Genomic DNA, 14193 nt, shown 5'->3' with positions numbered 1-14193 from the left:
TCATGTTTTCGAATTTCGATTTTGACGTCATCCAGCGTTCCTGGTTCTACCTGTTCACCACCGGCATGAAGTTCACGCTGACGCTGACCGTGGTGGCAATGATAGGCGGCATTTTGTTCGGTACCGTCCTGGCGATGATGCGTCTGTCGCATAGCAAGACGATTTCACTGATCGCCACCAGCTATGTCAACCTGATCCGCTCGGTGCCGCTGGTGCTGGTGATTTTCTGGTTCTATTTCCTGGTGCCGTATATCGGCGCCTGGATTATCGGTGCGCAACAGCCGGTCCAGGTCGGCGCGTTCTCATCGGCATTGATCACCTTCATTTTGTTTGAAGCAGCTTATTATTGCGAAATCATGCGCTCCGGGATCCAGTCGATTCCACGCGGCCAGGTTTCCGCCGGCTACGCGCTGGGCATGAACTACTGGCAAATGATGGGCAATGTAGTGCTGCCGCAAGCGTTCCGCAACATGATTCCGATTCTGCTGACGCAAACCATCGTGCTGTTCCAGGACGTCTCGCTGGTGTATGTGTTGGGTTCGGTGCCAGACTTCGTTACCGTCGCCTCGAAGATCGCGCAACGTGACGGCCGCCTGGTGGAAATGTATATGTTTGTCGCCGTGGTGTATTTCGTGATGAGCTTCGGTTTGTCGACGCTGGTCAAGAAGCTGCAACACAGGGTTGCGATTATTCGATAAAGGACGGTGCGTTGCCAGCGATATCCGCGATATCCGGGCAAGGCCTGGCCTGTAAAACAGAATTCAGGAATTAGGAGAAATACTCATGATTAAACTTAATAACGTCAGCAAATGGTACGGTCACTTTCAAGTCCTGACCGATTGCACCACCCAAGTCGCCAAGGGTGACGTGGTGGTGGTGTGCGGCCCGTCGGGTTCCGGCAAATCGACGCTGATCAAGACTGTCAACGGCCTGGAGCCGTTCCAGAAGGGCGAAATCATCGTCGACGGCATTTCGGTTGGCGATCCCAAGACCAACCTGTCGAAACTGCGCGCGCGCATCGGCATGGTGTTCCAGAACTTTGAGCTGTTTCCGCACATGTCGATCCGTGAAAACCTGACCATCGGCCAAGTCAAGGTGCTCGGCCGCAGCCAGGATGAAGCGAACGAAAAAGGCTTGAAGTATCTGGATCGGGTCGGCCTGATCGCGCAGAAAGACAAGTTCCCGGGCCAATTGTCCGGCGGCCAGCAGCAACGTGTGGCGATTGCCCGTGCATTGTCGATGGATCCGATTGCGATGCTGTTCGATGAGCCGACTTCGGCGCTCGATCCGGAAATGATCAATGAAGTGCTGGACGTGATGGTCGGCCTGGCGCAAGAAGGCATGACCATGATGGTGGTGACGCATGAAATGGGCTTCGCCAAGAAGGTTGCCAACCGCGTGGTATTCATGGACAAGGGCCTGGTGGTGGAAGATTGCACCAAGGACGAGTTCTTCGGCGCACCGCGTTCCGACCGCGCTCGCGATTTCCTGGCGAAAATCATTCACTGACCGGCGTATTTTTGCAGGGCAGGAAGCCGCTTCGGATGATATCCAGGCGGCTTTTTTATTTGCATGTGCCAATCGCGCGCCAGCGCCGTAGGGCGCGCACAGGTGCCCACCCTGCGGCGCTGCGGTAAAATGGCGTCACAGAAGCCGCCAAACCTCATTTTCATAGCCTGAAACTCAATCCCGACATGACCGATACCCTGACCATCACCCGTCCCGACGACTGGCACTTGCATCTGCGCGACGGTGTTGCGCTTACCAGCGTTTTGCCGCATAGCGCACGCCAGTTCGGCCGCGCCATCGTGATGCCGAACCTGAAGCCGCCGGTGACGACTGCCGCGCAAGCTGCAGCCTACCGCGATCGCATCCTGGCGGCCTTGCCGGCCGGCTTGGCGTTCGAGCCCTTGATGACGCTGTACCTGACCAACAATACGCCGCCCGACGAAATCCGCCGCGCCAAGGATAGCGGTTTCATCCACGCGGTCAAACTGTATCCGGCCGGCGCCACCACCAATTCCGACGCCGGCGTGACCGACCTGAGCAAGTGCTACAAGACGCTGGAAACCATGCAGCAGCTCGGCATGCCGTTGCTGGTGCACGGTGAAGTGACCGATCCGGCGATCGACATTTTCGATCGCGAAGCCGTTTTCATCGATCGTGTGATGCAACCGCTGCGACGCGACATGCCGGAACTGAAAGTGGTGTTCGAACACATTACCACCAAGGAAGCCGCACAATACGTGGAGAGCGCCGAGGGGCCGGTGGCGGCCACCGTAACGGCACATCACCTGCTGTATAACCGCAACGAGATCTTCAAGGGCGGGATCCGGCCGCATTACTACTGCCTGCCGGTCTTGAAGCGCGAAGAGCATCGCCAGGCCCTGGTGCGCGCAGTGACTTCCTGCAGCACACGGTTCTTCCTCGGCACCGATTCGGCGCCGCATCCAAAGGGTTTGAAAGAACATGCCTGCGGCTGCGCCGGCTGCTATACCGCCCTGCATGCGATGGAGTTGTATGCACAGGCCTTCGATCAGGCCGGCGCGCTGGATCAGCTGGAGGCATTCGCCAGCTTTAACGGTCCGGCTTTCTACAATCTGCCGCGCAATCAGGGCTACATCACCTTGAAGCGCCAAGCGTGGACCCTGCCGGCTGAACTGCCGTTGGGAGATGCCACACTGGTGCCGTTGAACGGCGGCGAGACGATAGATTGGCAAATGGCGTAGGGCGAAAAAATTACTTAAACGCACTGTTATCACTCATTCGCATCGTCATGGTGCGATTTTTGCTTGCATGCTGGATGGGGATGGATAAATCGTCTTCCAATCCGGTCTAACCGTAGCTCACAGATTCGTCTCCGGACGCGGGTTTCAAGCATGCAAAGTCTACGTATCGTTGTTGTCAATCCGGTCGCCATCGAAGGCGACGACGATCCTGCGTTCGAGGCGCAGGCGGCGCGCGGCAAGGCTTTGCGCATCGGTTTGCTGGAAGCCGGCTATAACATCGTCGCCTCGCTTCCTGCCGACCTCTATCTCCCCGAAAGAATTGCTCAGCTGCAACCAGACATGATCATCGTCGATGCCGAATCCGACGCCCGCGACGTGCTGGAGCATGTGGTGGTGGCGACCCGCGATGCGCGCCGTCCCATCGTCCTGTTTACCGAAGATGCCAAAACCTCCAGCATGGATGCGGCGATGGCGGCCGGCGTCTCTGCCTACATCGTGGCGGGATTGCAAACCGCGCGCATCAAGCCGGTGCTGGAGGTGGCATTGGCGCGCTTCCGGCAAGAGCAGAAGCTGCTGGCGGAGCTGTCCGACACCAAGCTGAAGCTGGCCGAGCGCAAGGTGCTGGAACGGGCCAAAGGCTTGCTGATGGAGCATCACAAGCTGAGCGAGCAAGAGGCTTATCAAAAGCTGCGCCGGCTGGCGATGGACAAGAACCTCAAATTGTCCGAGGTCGCGCAGCGCATCATCGATGCGGCGGATTTGCTGGGCTGATCACTGTTCCAGTGATGAACATCGCTCGAACCGGCAAGCAGAAATGAGCAGAAGCGCCCCATAGCTGCGAGCTTGTTTGGTGCAATGCACAAAGCAGGTGCGCTTTTTTGAGCGGGAAACCGGCCCGAATCGCCATGTTCCCCGGCAAAAATTCCTGGCACGTGGTTTGCATAGTCTACTTCCAGGCGCCAACGCTGGCGCTGTTGGAATCGGCTAACGGCGGTCTTTTCCACATAAGACAAAGGTGTCTTTCCGCATGACTTGTTCATCGCGGGACGACGCCTTTTTTGTTGCCGAAACACTGTGGAGCCATGCGATGGAATCAAAAAATGCACTGCCGGGTGACATGCCGAACACGCTTGTCGACGGCAAGCGCCGTCAAATACTACAAACCGCAACTCTCGCGGCAGGAGCTGGCATGTTGGGACTTTCTAGCACCGGAGTGTGGGCCGCAGGCTCGGACAAACCGGAAAAAACCGAGGTCAAGATCGGCTTCATTCCCTTGACGGATTGCGCATCGGTGGTGATGGCATCGCTGCTCGGCTTCGATAAGAAATACGGCATCAAGATCGTCCTCAGCAAGGAAGCCTCGTGGGCCGGCGTGCGCGACAAACTGGCCAACGGCGAGCTGGATGCCGCGCATGTGTTGTCGGGTTTGATCTACGGTGTGCAGATGGGTATCGGCGGCCAGAAAAAAGACATGGCGATCCTGATGGGGCTCAACAACAACGGCCAGGCGATCACACTTTCCAAGAAATTGGCTGACAAGGGCGCGGTGGATGGCGCTTCGCTCGCCAAACTGATGGCCAGCGACAAACGCGAATACACGTTCGCCCAGACTTTCCCAACCGGTACGCATGCCATGTGGTTGTATTACTGGCTGGCCGCCAACGGCGTCAATCCGCTCAAGGATGCCAAGGTGATTACGGTGCCGCCGCCGCAAATGGTGGCCAATATGCGGGTCGGCAATATGGACGGTTTCTGCGTCGGCGAGCCATGGGGCCATCGGGCGATTGTCGACGGTGTCGGCATTACCGCGATTACAACTCAGGAGATCTGGAAGGATCATCCGGAAAAAGTGCTAGGCACCACCGCCGATTTTGCCGCCAAGAATCCGAACACTTGCCGTGCCTTGATTGCGGCTGTGCTTGAAGCAGGGAAGTGGATCGACGCCTCGCTCGCCAACAAGAACAAGATGGCCGAAGCGATCGCCGATAAATCCTATGTCAACACCAGCAAGGATGTGATCGACCAACGCATCATGGGGCGCTATCAAAACGGCCTGGGCAAGACCTGGGACGATCCGAACTACATGAAGTTCTACAACGATGGCCTGGTGAATTTCCCTTATCTGTCGGATGGCATGTGGTTCATGACGCAGCACCGGCGCTGGGGTTTGCTGAAGACCGATCCGGATTACCTGGCGGTCGCCAAATCTGTCAGCCAGATCGATCTCTACAAAGACGCGGCTGCGATGACAAAAACGCCGCTGCCGAAAGACGTGTTGCGGACCTCTAAATTGATGGATGGCACGGTGTGGGACGGCAAGAATCCGAAAGCCTATGCCGCCTCTTTCAAGATCCATGCATAGATCTTGAAAGACCGTCAATCCGGACAATCCAGACAATCCAGACAATCCAGACAATCCAGACAATCCAGATAGAACAGAACCGCGATTCATTCGGGAGTCAATATGAGCGCAATCATGGACACAGCGGCAAATGCAAATCGTCAGGCGGCAACAATCGATAGTGCTACGGCAGGCGTCGCGGCTGAAGCCGCTATCGTCACTCCCCTCACTCCCCGGCCAGTATTGAAGATCGCCAATCGCCGCAGCAGCATGCCGTCCTGGCTGATGCAAATCATTGCGCCGCTGCTGGGCCTGGCGTTCCTGGTACTGATCTGGCAGATCATTGCGATGAGCAACAGCCAGTTCCCGACGCCGATGCTGACCTTGCAGGAGGCGCTGAAACTGTTTGCCGATCCGTTCTACCGGACCAGTCCCAACGACCAGGGCATCGGCTGGAATATCCTGGCTTCGCTGCAACGCGTAGCGGTCGGTTTTGGCCTGGCGGCGCTGGTCGGGATTCCATTGGGTTTCATGATTGGCCGTTTCAAATTCCTGTCCAGCATGTTCGGTCCCATCATCAGTTTGCTGAAACCGGTGTCGCCGCTGGCGTGGCTGCCGATCGGTTTGCTGGTGTTCAAATCGGCCAATCCGGCGGCGATCTGGTCCATCTTCATTTGCTCGATCTGGCCCATGATCATCAACACCGCGGTTGGCGTACAGAGAGTGCCGCAGGATTACATGAATGTGGCGCGGGTGCTGAACCTGTCGGAATGGAAAATCATCACCAAGATTCTTTTTCCATCGGTATTGCCGTACATGCTGACCGGGGTGCGGCTGGCGATCGGCACTGCCTGGCTGGTGATCGTCGCTGCTGAAATGCTGACCGGCGGTGTCGGCATCGGCTTCTGGGTTTGGGATGAATGGAACAACCTCAACGTGCCGCATATCATCATCGCGATTGTGGTGATCGGCGTGGTCGGCTTGCTGCTGGAGCAAATGCTGGTGGCGCTGGCGAAGGCGTTCACCTACGAACAGGTTTCAAGTTGATCCATTGCAAAGCGGAATAACAGGGTAACGACGGGGTAATGACGGGGGAAATTATGGAACAACGCGACGCCAGATTCATCGATATCCATCAAGCCGAAATGGTGTTCAATACCAGCAAGGGCCAGTTTCACGCCCTGCGCGATATCAACCTGACTGTACGCAAGGGCGAGTTCGTGACCTTGATCGGTCATTCCGGTTGCGGCAAATCGACCCTGCTGAATTTGATCGCCGGCCTGCTGTTGCCGAGCGACGGTGTGCTGATTTGCGCCGGCCGCGAAATTGCCGGACCGTCGCCGGAACGCGCGGTGGTGTTTCAAAACCATTCGCTGCTGCCTTGGCTGACCTGCCACGAAAATATCTATCTTGGCGTGGAACGGGTATTTGCCGCTACCGAAAACAAAAGCGCCCTGAAGGAACGCACCAAAGCGGCGTTGGCGATGGTGGGATTGACGGCGGCCGGACAAAAGCATCCGCATGAAATTTCCGGCGGCATGAAACAACGGGTCGGCATAGCCCGCGCCTTGGCGATGGAGCCGAAAGTATTGCTGATGGACGAACCGTTCGGCGCACTGGATGCCTTGACCCGCGCTCACCTGCAGGATGAACTGCTGAAGATCGTCGCCAAGACCGGATCGACGGTAGTGATGGTGACCCACGATGTCGACGAAGCGGTGCTGTTGTCGGATCGTATCGTGATGATGACCAATGGCCCGGCCGCTACCATCGGCGACATCGTACAGGTAAGGCTGGCACGGCCGCGTGAACGTGTGGCGCTGGCGCAGGATCCTTTGTATGCCGAATACCGGACCTCGGTGCTGGAGTTCCTGTATCGCAAGCAAGCCCATCCGGTCGCGCAAGCGGCGTGATGCTCAGAGGGGAGCCCATATGAAACAAGCTGTGAAGCAGACTGTAAAACAGACAGGCAAAGTGATGCTGGTCGGCGCCGGGCCAGGCGATCCCGATTTGCTGACGCTGAAGGCGGTCAAGGCAATCGCTCAGGCCGATGTGTTGCTGGTGGACGATCTGGTCAATCCCGAAGTGCTGGCACATGCGCAGGATGGCGCACGCGTGATCCATGTCGGCAAGCGCGGCGGTTGCCAGTCGACCTCGCAGGAATTCATCGAACGTCTGATGGTGGTGGAGGCGCAGGCAGGTCATTGCGTGGTCCGTCTGAAAGGCGGCGATCCCTATCTGTTCGGCCGCGGCGGCGAAGAGCGCGCCCACTTGCGGCGGCAAGGCGTGACAGTCGAAGTGGTGCCGGGGATTACCAGCGGCATGGCGGCAGCGGCCAGCATCGGCATCGCGGCTACCCACCGCGACCATAGCCAGGGCGTGATCTTCGTCACCGGCCATGGCAAGAACGAGACCACGCAGCCGAACTGGAAGGCGCTGGTGGCGGCCGGCATGACGCTGGTGGTGTACATGGGCGTGGCGCGCTGCAGGCAGTTGCAGCGCAGTCTGCTGGAGGCAGGCATGGCCGGCTCGATGCCGGTTGCGGTGATCCAGTCGGCCACGCTGGCCACGCAAGCGCAGTTGCTGACCAGCCTGGATCAGCTGCCGCAAGCGCTGCATGAAAGCGGCCTCGGCAGCCCCAGCATTATCGTCATCGGCGAAGTCGTGCGCAGTGCCGATGCTTGCGCCGAGATCGGCCTCGACCATTTACTGCAGCGGAGAGCATTGGGCTGAATTGCTTGCGCGAGGTAAAATGCGCGGCAAATGTCTACTCCCGCCGCCCTCATCGATTGGTCTCAGCCCTGGCTCAAGCCGTTTCGCGTTCTCGGCCAGCGCTTCAGCACAGCTGCTGCCGCTTCCGATAATTGGCGGCTGGCCTTGAATACCATTGCCCAAGAACGCGGCATCCGCAATTATCTGGGTTTGCCGATCAGCTTTGTCGCGCAAGCTGAACTGCCGGCAGCGACCGCTTACGAAGCTTTTATCGGCAACAGCGGCAAAGTGCCGACGCGCGACAATCTCCACGATTTCCTGAATGCGCTGATCTGGCTGTCATTCCCCGCTATCAAGGCGCGCCTGAACGCGCTGCAAGCTGCCGAACTGGCCAAGGCCGGGACGCTCTCCGGCAGCAGCAAACCACGCGGCGCGGCGCGCGATGCCGCCACCATCTTTGATGAAAATGCCGCCTTGCTGCTGGTGCCGGACAATGCAGCGGGGCAAGCGCTGATCGCCGCTCTGCGCCAACATCAATGGCAGCAAGTGTTTGTCGAACAAGGCCACATGTTTGCCAGGGATGCGGAGGTCTGGCTGTTTGGCCACGCCTTGCTGGAAAAGCTGGTGCAGCCCTACAAGGCGATTACCGCGCATACCCTGGTGCTCAGCGTGCCCGAATCTTATTTTGCGCTGGCAGATGACGCCAAGCGTGACTGGATCGATCAAAGCATCGCCGCCGATCTGGTGCAGCAGGATGCCCTGATCGGCCGTTTGACGCCGTTGCCGGTGCTGGGCGTGCCGGGCTGGAGCGGTGGCCAGGATCAGGCTTTTTATGCGGATACCGCAGTATTCAGACCAAAGCGCAGCAAATGATGCAGGCCTGATAAAATTCAAGCACTTAATTTCACAACCGTTCATAAATGTTGAAAAATGATCCCAGCATGCCATTCATAGACAGAGCCATCGCCGATTTCGACAACGCCTTGCGCGTGATTACCGGGCAAGCTTCCGCTTCGCGGCCGAATCCGGCCTTGCAGGCGCCTGACGGCGTGCTGGACGCCGCCGAGCAGCGGCACAGCGCCGGACTGATGCGCATCAATCATGTCGGCGAGGTCTGCGCCCAGGCACTGTATGACGCCCAGGGCCGTTTCGCCCAAGGCGAGCCGATCAAGCAACAGTTTGCCGAAGCGGGCAGGGAAGAGGAAGACCATCTGGCCTGGACCGCGGAACGCTTGCGTGAGCTGGGCTCACGCGTCAGCTTGCTGAACCCCTTATGGTACGCAGGTTCTTATGCGCTGGGGACGCTGGCGGCGCGGCTGGGCGATGTGCGCAGCCTGACTTTTGTCTCGGAAACCGAGCGCCAGGTGGAAAGGCATCTGAACAGCCATCTGGAAAAACTGCCCTTGCAAGACGCCAAGTCGCGCGCCATCGTCGAGCAGATGCGCGACGATGAAATCGCCCATGGCGAGGCGGCGCGCACATTAGGAGCGGCCGACATGCCGCTGCCGGCGCAAAAGCTGATGCAGGCGATGTCCAAGGTCATGACGTCAGTCGCCTACTACATCTAAAACCTAAGCCTAAGTATTGGCAAGCGGTTCCGCCAGGTCGTCGACGATTTCAAACGAATGGGTGATCTCGGCGGTCTTTTCCAGCATGATCGAAGCCGAACAGTATTTCTCATGCGACAGCTTGATCGCACGTTCCACCAGATTAGGTTTCAGATTGCGGCCGCGCACGGTGAAGTGGAAATGGATCTTGGTAAATACCTTGGGCTCCTTCTCTGCCCGTTCCGATTTTAGCGTGACATCGCAGCCACGGATGTCCTGATGGCTTTTGCGCAAGATGAGCACCACGTCATAGGCGGTGCAGCCGCCGGTGCCGGCCAGCACCACTTCCATCGGCCGCGGCGCCAGGTCGCGGCCGCCGCCGTCAGGCGCGCCATCCATCGTCAATATATGGCCGGAGCCGGTTTCGGCTAAAAACGTCATGCCGGACAAGCCGGTCCAGCGAACTGTGCATTCCATAGGGTCTCGTGGGAAGTGATTGTGTCGCAATATTCTAACTGCTCTTGGCAGATGTGGTTTCGCTTGGTTTTCTTGGCAAAAAGAAAATCATGGCCAGGCTTTTCGATAAACATCTCGGTTTTTCACCTTGCGACGCACAATTCCGTTTGCTAAGATCAATCTAAGGGTTGCAGGATTGATTCCCGGCAACCGATGCAATGTCTCCTCCACCCCTCCGTTGGAGTGGATTTAAACCCGATGCTGCAGTTCGGGTTTTCTTTTATCCGCAGCTAGGGGTAGCCGGGCGGGTCTGCCGCCGCATTTACAGGCGCATTTACAACGATTTCTAGCGTAAATGGCAATTTCATTCAATCGGTTTGACGCCAAGTCCTTGAAAAGGCTATAATTTACGGCTTTTCCGTTTGCTCAGGAAAAGATAACAAGGCAGAGTCTGTCGCTGATGCAAGACGAAATCTGGTGAAGGGCGTCCAGCCCAAAGCCGGTTTTCGATAGCGCTGGAACCACCATTTGAGCGAATTAAACTAGTTAGGAAGTCAACATGAAAACTTTTTCCGCTAAGGGCCATGAAGTCCAGCGTGATTGGTTCGTGATTGACGCGACGGACAAAGTCCTCGGACGTGTTGCCAGCGAAGTGGCACTCCGACTGCGCGGCAAACACAAACCCGAATTTACTCCTCACGTTGATACCGGCGATTTCATCGTCGTCATCAATGCAGGTAAACTGCGCGTCACTGGCGCCAAGGCAACCGACAAGACGTACTTCCGTCACTCCGGTTACCCAGGCGGCATCTACGAAACAAATTTCCAGAAAATGCAACAGCGTTTTCCGGGTCGTGCGCTGGAAAAAGCGGTCAAGGGCATGCTGCCTAAGGGTCCGCTTGGCTACGCCATGATCAAGAAGCTCAAAGTGTATGCGGATGGCAGCCATCCGCACACTGCGCAGCAACCTAAAGCACTCGAACTCTAAGGAATAGACATGATCGGTAACTACAATTACGGAACCGGCCGTCGCAAGAGTGCAGTGGCGCGCGTCTTCATCAAGTCCGGCTCCGGCCAGATCATCGTCAACGGCAAGCCAGCGAATGAATACTTTTCGCGCGAAACCGGTTTGATGGTGATTCGTCAACCACTGGAACTGACTAACCATGTCGAAACTTTCGACATCAAAGTCAATGTCAGCGGCGGCGGCGAGTCCGGCCAGGCTGGTGCAGTTCGCCACGGCATTACTCGTGCCCTGATCGACTACGATGCAACCTTGAAACCGGAGCTGTCGAAAGCCGGCTTCGTTACACGTGATGCACGTGAAGTTGAGCGTAAGAAGGTCGGTTTGCGCAAGGCACGTCGCGCAAAACAATTCTCCAAGCGCTAATCTACGCTTTCAGAATATCGAAAAGCCGCCAGGTTCGCGCCTGGCGGCTTTTTGTCATTTGTTCGCTCCCTCAGTTGCGTCTCTTTACGAAAGCTCAACATTCGGGAAAGCGCTGCGGAGCCTGCAATTGCAAGGGTTTTCCGATTTGAATGTTAAGCGGCCCTAAGCAATTCATAGGCTGCTAAAATAGCCAGCTCTTGGCGGCGATTTGCCCAAAATACCGGGGCCAACATCGTACAAATTTCATATCGGATTTGGACAGCCGGGTCGAAAAAGCAGCTTGAAAATCGGGTTGAAAACATAGACAGCTCCATGCGAGGAAATAAGATGATCAAAGTCGGGATTGTGGGTGGTACGGGTTATACCGGGGTCGAGTTGCTGCGTTTGCTGGCAACCCATCCGCATGCACAATTGCAGGCGGTGACTTCGCGCAAAGAAGACGGCATGCCGATTGCCGACATGTATCCGTCATTGCGGGGCCGCGTTGCGCTGGCATTTTCGGCGCCTGAGAAAGCGCGCCTGACCGAATGCGACGTGGTGTTCTTCGCCACCCCGCATGGCGTCGCCATGGCGCAAGCGCCTGAGCTGCTGGAAGCCGGCGTCAAGCTGATCGATCTGGCCGCCGATTTTCGCCTGCAAGATACCGCGGTGTTCGAGAAATGGTACAAGCTGCAGCACAGTTGTCCTGAGCTGCTGAAGCAAGCTGTGTATGGCTTACCCGAGCTGAATCGCAGCGCGATCAAGAACGCGCGCATCATCGGCAATCCAGGTTGCTATCCAACCACCATGCAACTCGGCCTGGCGCCGTTGCTGAAGGCCGACGTGGTGGATGCGTCGCACCTGATCGCCGATTGCAAATCAGGTGTATCCGGCGGTGGCCGCAAGACGGAAATCGGCATGCTGTTCTCGGAAGCCAGCGACAATTTCAAGGCTTACGGCGTATCCGGCCATCGGCATTCGCCGGAAACGGTGGAGCAACTCGGCAAATTGACCGACAAAAAAATCGGCCTGTTGTTTACGCCGCATCTGGTGCCGATGATACGCGGCATGCACTCGACCATTTACGCGCGTCTGACCAAAGATATCGACAATGCGGCGCTGCAGGCGCTGTTTGAAGATGCTTACAAGGATGAGCCGTTTGTCGATGTGATGCCGTTTGGCTCGCATCCGGAAACCCGTTCCACCCGTGGTTCGAACATGTTGCGGATCGCCTTGCACCGTCCTGACAACGGCGACACCCTGGTGGTGCTGGTGGTGCAGGACAATCTGGTAAAAGGATCGGCTGGCCAGGCGGTGCAATGCATGAACCTGATGTTCGGCCTGGAAGAGACTACCGGTTTGCTGCACGTGCCAGTAATGCCATGATGTGGCCGGCCATTGTGTCATCGGCAGCCGTTCCTGAGCGACAGAGTCGGCTGCGATGAAGTATAAGTTGTGGGTCCGGCGCATGTCGATCTCGGCGCCGAAAATGACGGTTAAAAGCCATTTCCCATGGCCATTGAAGGCGCTTTTCCTGGTCTTGGTTTTGGGGTTCGGCGGCGCCGTCGCGATGTGGGTCTACGACCTGGGACGCGATTTCACCGGCCATAGTCCGGCGCTCAGCAAACAGCAGCTGGCAGATCTGAATGAGAAAGTGGAGGCCCTGACGGCTGAAAGAGATCGTTTCTCGAGTACCGTCAACGCTGCCGAAAGCCGGCTCAATATCGAGAAGGCGGCGCAAGAACAGCTGGGCCAGCAGATCAAGGTGCTGGAAAGCGAAAACGCCAAGCTGAAGGAGGATCTGGCTTTTTTCGAAGGTCTGCTGCCGAATGCGACAGGCAAGCAAGGCATTACCATTCAGCGCCTGACCGCCGAATTACTGACGCCGACGCAATTGCGCTATCGGATGCTGATTATGCAAGGCGGTAAGGGCCCCAATTTTGTCGGGAATGTGCAACTATTAGTCACCGCCACGGTGGCGGGCAAAAGCACGGTGCTGACTTTCCCCGGCGCCAACGCCACGGCGACGGAAAAAGCTGCCTCCCAATTGGATTTCAAGTATTACCAGCGGGTCGAGGCTGAACTGACTTTGCCGGAAGGCGCCGTGGTCAGGGCGATCCAGGCCAAGGTGATGGAAAAAGGCCAGATGCGTGCGCAGCAAACCTCTAATTTGTAAAAAGGAAACATCATGTTCAACCGCAAAGCAAAAAGCACTATCGACAGCTTGATTGGTTCGTCCACCAGCATCGAGGGCGATGTTCACTTCAAGGGCGGCCTGCGCATTGACGGCCATGTGAAGGGCAATGTGGTGGCTGAAGTGGGTGCAAGCAGCGTCCTGGTGATTTCCGAGAGCGCCAAGGTGGAAGGCGACGTGCGGGTCGCGCATCTGGTGGTCAACGGTGAAATCTGCGGCAATGTTTATTCTGCCGAGCTGCTTGAATTGCAGCCGAAAGCCCGCATAACCGGTGATGTCAATTACAAGGCGCTGGAAATGCATAGCGGCGCCCTGGTAAGCGGCAAACTGACCCATGAACAGAATGTCGTCGAGCCGGTGCTGAAGCTTGCCATGTCGCAATCTGCCTAAAACAACACCCCACCGGGATTTCGGTCTTTGTCTGCATGAATTCGGGCGAGCGCCTATAATGCAGTATTGTATGTACCCCGCAGGAGCCAAAAATGAATGCTGTCGCTGAAATTCAAGATGTAATCGCATCTCCGATCGTGTTTACCGATAGCGCCGCCGCCAAGGTTGCGCAGCTGATCGAAGAAGAAGGTAATCCCGACCTCAAATTGCGCGTTTTCGTGCAGGGTGGCGGTTGCTCCGGTTTCCAGTATGGATTCACCTTTGATGAAATCGTCAATGAAGATGACACCACCATGAGCAAGAACGGCGTGCAGTTGTTGATCGATTCGATGAGCTATCAATATCTGGTCGGCGCTGAAATCGACTACAAGGACGACCTGGAAGGCGCGCAATTCGTGATCAAGAATCCGAATGCGACGACTACCTGCGGCTGCGGTTCTTCTTTCTCGGCCTGA

The 14193-nt window shown here is 57.0% G+C and carries 17 protein-coding genes; 16 read left to right on the top strand and 1 reads right to left on the bottom strand.

Annotated features, from left to right (window positions below; genetic code table 11):
- Positions 1-2: 2 nt before the first annotated feature.
- From BLV81_RS11010 to coq7, 10 genes are all read left to right on the top strand, one after another.
- Positions 3-698 carry an amino acid ABC transporter permease gene (locus BLV81_RS11010; protein WP_092355631.1) on the top strand — a complete coding sequence of 232 codons (696 nt, stop codon included), beginning with the start codon at positions 3-5 and terminating at the stop codon, positions 696-698.
- 85 nt (positions 699-783) lie between these two features.
- Positions 784-1509 carry an amino acid ABC transporter ATP-binding protein gene (locus tag BLV81_RS11005; protein ID WP_092355628.1) on the top strand — a complete coding sequence of 242 codons (726 nt, stop codon included), beginning with the start codon at positions 784-786 and terminating at the stop codon, positions 1507-1509.
- A 185-nt stretch (positions 1510-1694) separates the two neighbouring features.
- Complete coding sequence (gene pyrC / locus BLV81_RS11000; protein ID WP_092355625.1) at positions 1695-2729, top strand: dihydroorotase; 1035 nt, start codon at positions 1695-1697, stop codon at positions 2727-2729.
- Between the two features lie 150 nt (positions 2730-2879).
- Positions 2880-3500 (top strand): ANTAR domain-containing response regulator, encoded by a 621-nt coding sequence (locus BLV81_RS10995; protein WP_092355622.1) that lies wholly within the window; start codon positions 2880-2882, stop codon positions 3498-3500.
- Positions 3501-3918: 418 nt separating this feature from the next.
- On the top strand, positions 3919-5091 hold the full coding sequence (locus tag BLV81_RS10990) for a CmpA/NrtA family ABC transporter substrate-binding protein (RefSeq protein WP_369823861.1): 1173 nt from the start codon (positions 3919-3921) through the stop codon (positions 5089-5091).
- Between the two features lie 249 nt (positions 5092-5340).
- On the top strand, positions 5341-6117 hold the full coding sequence (ntrB, locus tag BLV81_RS10985; protein ID WP_369823862.1) for a nitrate ABC transporter permease: 777 nt from the start codon (positions 5341-5343) through the stop codon (positions 6115-6117).
- Between the two features lie 38 nt (positions 6118-6155).
- Complete coding sequence (locus tag BLV81_RS10980; RefSeq protein WP_369823860.1) at positions 6156-6983, top strand: ABC transporter ATP-binding protein; 828 nt, start codon at positions 6156-6158, stop codon at positions 6981-6983.
- A 19-nt stretch (positions 6984-7002) separates the two neighbouring features.
- Positions 7003-7803 (top strand): uroporphyrinogen-III C-methyltransferase, encoded by an 801-nt coding sequence (gene cobA, locus BLV81_RS10975; protein ID WP_092355612.1) that lies wholly within the window; start codon positions 7003-7005, stop codon positions 7801-7803.
- Positions 7804-7833: 30 nt separating this feature from the next.
- A complete protein-coding gene (locus BLV81_RS10970) occupies positions 7834-8655 on the top strand; it encodes a DUF3025 domain-containing protein (protein ID WP_092355609.1) in 822 nt (273 codons plus the stop codon).
- Between the two features lie 68 nt (positions 8656-8723).
- Entirely contained in the window at positions 8724-9350 is a 627-nt protein-coding gene (gene coq7 / locus BLV81_RS10965) for a 2-polyprenyl-3-methyl-6-methoxy-1,4-benzoquinone monooxygenase (protein ID WP_092355747.1), read from the top strand.
- 9 nt (positions 9351-9359) lie between these two features.
- Here the strand turns inward: coq7 and BLV81_RS10960 are convergent, their stop codons facing one another.
- Complete coding sequence (locus BLV81_RS10960) at positions 9360-9806, bottom strand: OsmC family protein (RefSeq protein ID WP_092355606.1); 447 nt, start codon at positions 9804-9806, stop codon at positions 9360-9362.
- Positions 9807-10344: 538 nt separating this feature from the next.
- On the opposite strand from BLV81_RS10960, the gene rplM reads away from it, so the two are divergent.
- The 6 genes from rplM to erpA all read left to right on the top strand — a co-directional run bounded on the left by rplM (position 10345) and on the right by erpA (position 14193).
- The gene (gene rplM / locus BLV81_RS10955; protein WP_014007943.1) at positions 10345-10773 is read left to right on the top strand and encodes a 50S ribosomal protein L13; all 429 of its coding nucleotides are present in this window, start codon (positions 10345-10347) and stop codon (positions 10771-10773) included.
- A 9-nt stretch (positions 10774-10782) separates the two neighbouring features.
- Positions 10783-11175 carry a 30S ribosomal protein S9 gene (gene rpsI / locus BLV81_RS10950; protein WP_092355603.1) on the top strand — a complete coding sequence of 131 codons (393 nt, stop codon included), beginning with the start codon at positions 10783-10785 and terminating at the stop codon, positions 11173-11175.
- 327 nt (positions 11176-11502) lie between these two features.
- A complete protein-coding gene (gene argC, locus BLV81_RS10945) occupies positions 11503-12540 on the top strand; it encodes an N-acetyl-gamma-glutamyl-phosphate reductase (protein WP_092355600.1) in 1038 nt (345 codons plus the stop codon).
- A gap of 55 nt (positions 12541-12595) precedes the next feature.
- On the top strand, positions 12596-13330 hold the full coding sequence (locus BLV81_RS10940; protein ID WP_255365125.1) for a DUF6776 family protein: 735 nt from the start codon (positions 12596-12598) through the stop codon (positions 13328-13330).
- A 12-nt stretch (positions 13331-13342) separates the two neighbouring features.
- The gene (locus BLV81_RS10935) at positions 13343-13738 is read left to right on the top strand and encodes a bactofilin family protein (RefSeq protein WP_092355597.1); all 396 of its coding nucleotides are present in this window, start codon (positions 13343-13345) and stop codon (positions 13736-13738) included.
- 92 nt (positions 13739-13830) lie between these two features.
- Positions 13831-14193, top strand: coding sequence for an iron-sulfur cluster insertion protein ErpA (erpA, locus tag BLV81_RS10930; RefSeq protein WP_092355594.1), 363 nt, complete (start codon positions 13831-13833; stop codon positions 14191-14193).

The sequence above is a fragment of the Collimonas sp. OK242 genome (genome assembly GCF_900107095.1).
In the GTDB taxonomy this organism is placed as follows: domain Bacteria; phylum Pseudomonadota; class Gammaproteobacteria; order Burkholderiales; family Burkholderiaceae_D; genus Collimonas.
Note: the sequence above shows the minus strand (reverse complement) of the source record. Positions and strands in the feature narration are given on the sequence as shown.

What these genes read in the sequence shown, in the direction of transcription:
- BLV81_RS11010 (WP_092355631.1), top strand. Translation starts at nt 3, where the DNA reads ATGTTTTCGAATTTCGATTTTGACGTCATCCAGCGTTCCTGGTTCTAC.
- BLV81_RS11005 (WP_092355628.1), top strand. Translation starts at nt 784, where the DNA reads ATGATTAAACTTAATAACGTCAGCAAATGGTACGGTCACTTTCAAGTC.
- pyrC (WP_092355625.1), top strand. Translation starts at nt 1,695, where the DNA reads ATGACCGATACCCTGACCATCACCCGTCCCGACGACTGGCACTTGCAT.
- BLV81_RS10995 (WP_092355622.1), top strand. Translation starts at nt 2,880, where the DNA reads ATGCAAAGTCTACGTATCGTTGTTGTCAATCCGGTCGCCATCGAAGGC.
- BLV81_RS10990 (WP_369823861.1), top strand. Translation starts at nt 3,919, where the DNA reads ATGTTGGGACTTTCTAGCACCGGAGTGTGGGCCGCAGGCTCGGACAAA.
- ntrB (WP_369823862.1), top strand. Translation starts at nt 5,341, where the DNA reads ATGCCGTCCTGGCTGATGCAAATCATTGCGCCGCTGCTGGGCCTGGCG.
- BLV81_RS10980 (WP_369823860.1), top strand. Translation starts at nt 6,156, where the DNA reads ATGACGGGGGAAATTATGGAACAACGCGACGCCAGATTCATCGATATC.
- cobA (WP_092355612.1), top strand. Translation starts at nt 7,003, where the DNA reads ATGAAACAAGCTGTGAAGCAGACTGTAAAACAGACAGGCAAAGTGATG.
- BLV81_RS10970 (WP_092355609.1), top strand. Translation starts at nt 7,834, where the DNA reads ATGTCTACTCCCGCCGCCCTCATCGATTGGTCTCAGCCCTGGCTCAAG.
- coq7 (WP_092355747.1), top strand. Translation starts at nt 8,724, where the DNA reads ATGCCATTCATAGACAGAGCCATCGCCGATTTCGACAACGCCTTGCGC.
- BLV81_RS10960 (WP_092355606.1), bottom strand. Translation starts at nt 9,806, where the DNA reads ATGGAATGCACAGTTCGCTGGACCGGCTTGTCCGGCATGACGTTTTTA.
- rplM (WP_014007943.1), top strand. Translation starts at nt 10,345, where the DNA reads ATGAAAACTTTTTCCGCTAAGGGCCATGAAGTCCAGCGTGATTGGTTC.
- rpsI (WP_092355603.1), top strand. Translation starts at nt 10,783, where the DNA reads ATGATCGGTAACTACAATTACGGAACCGGCCGTCGCAAGAGTGCAGTG.
- argC (WP_092355600.1), top strand. Translation starts at nt 11,503, where the DNA reads ATGATCAAAGTCGGGATTGTGGGTGGTACGGGTTATACCGGGGTCGAG.
- BLV81_RS10940 (WP_255365125.1), top strand. Translation starts at nt 12,596, where the DNA reads ATGAAGTATAAGTTGTGGGTCCGGCGCATGTCGATCTCGGCGCCGAAA.
- BLV81_RS10935 (WP_092355597.1), top strand. Translation starts at nt 13,343, where the DNA reads ATGTTCAACCGCAAAGCAAAAAGCACTATCGACAGCTTGATTGGTTCG.
- erpA (WP_092355594.1), top strand. Translation starts at nt 13,831, where the DNA reads ATGAATGCTGTCGCTGAAATTCAAGATGTAATCGCATCTCCGATCGTG.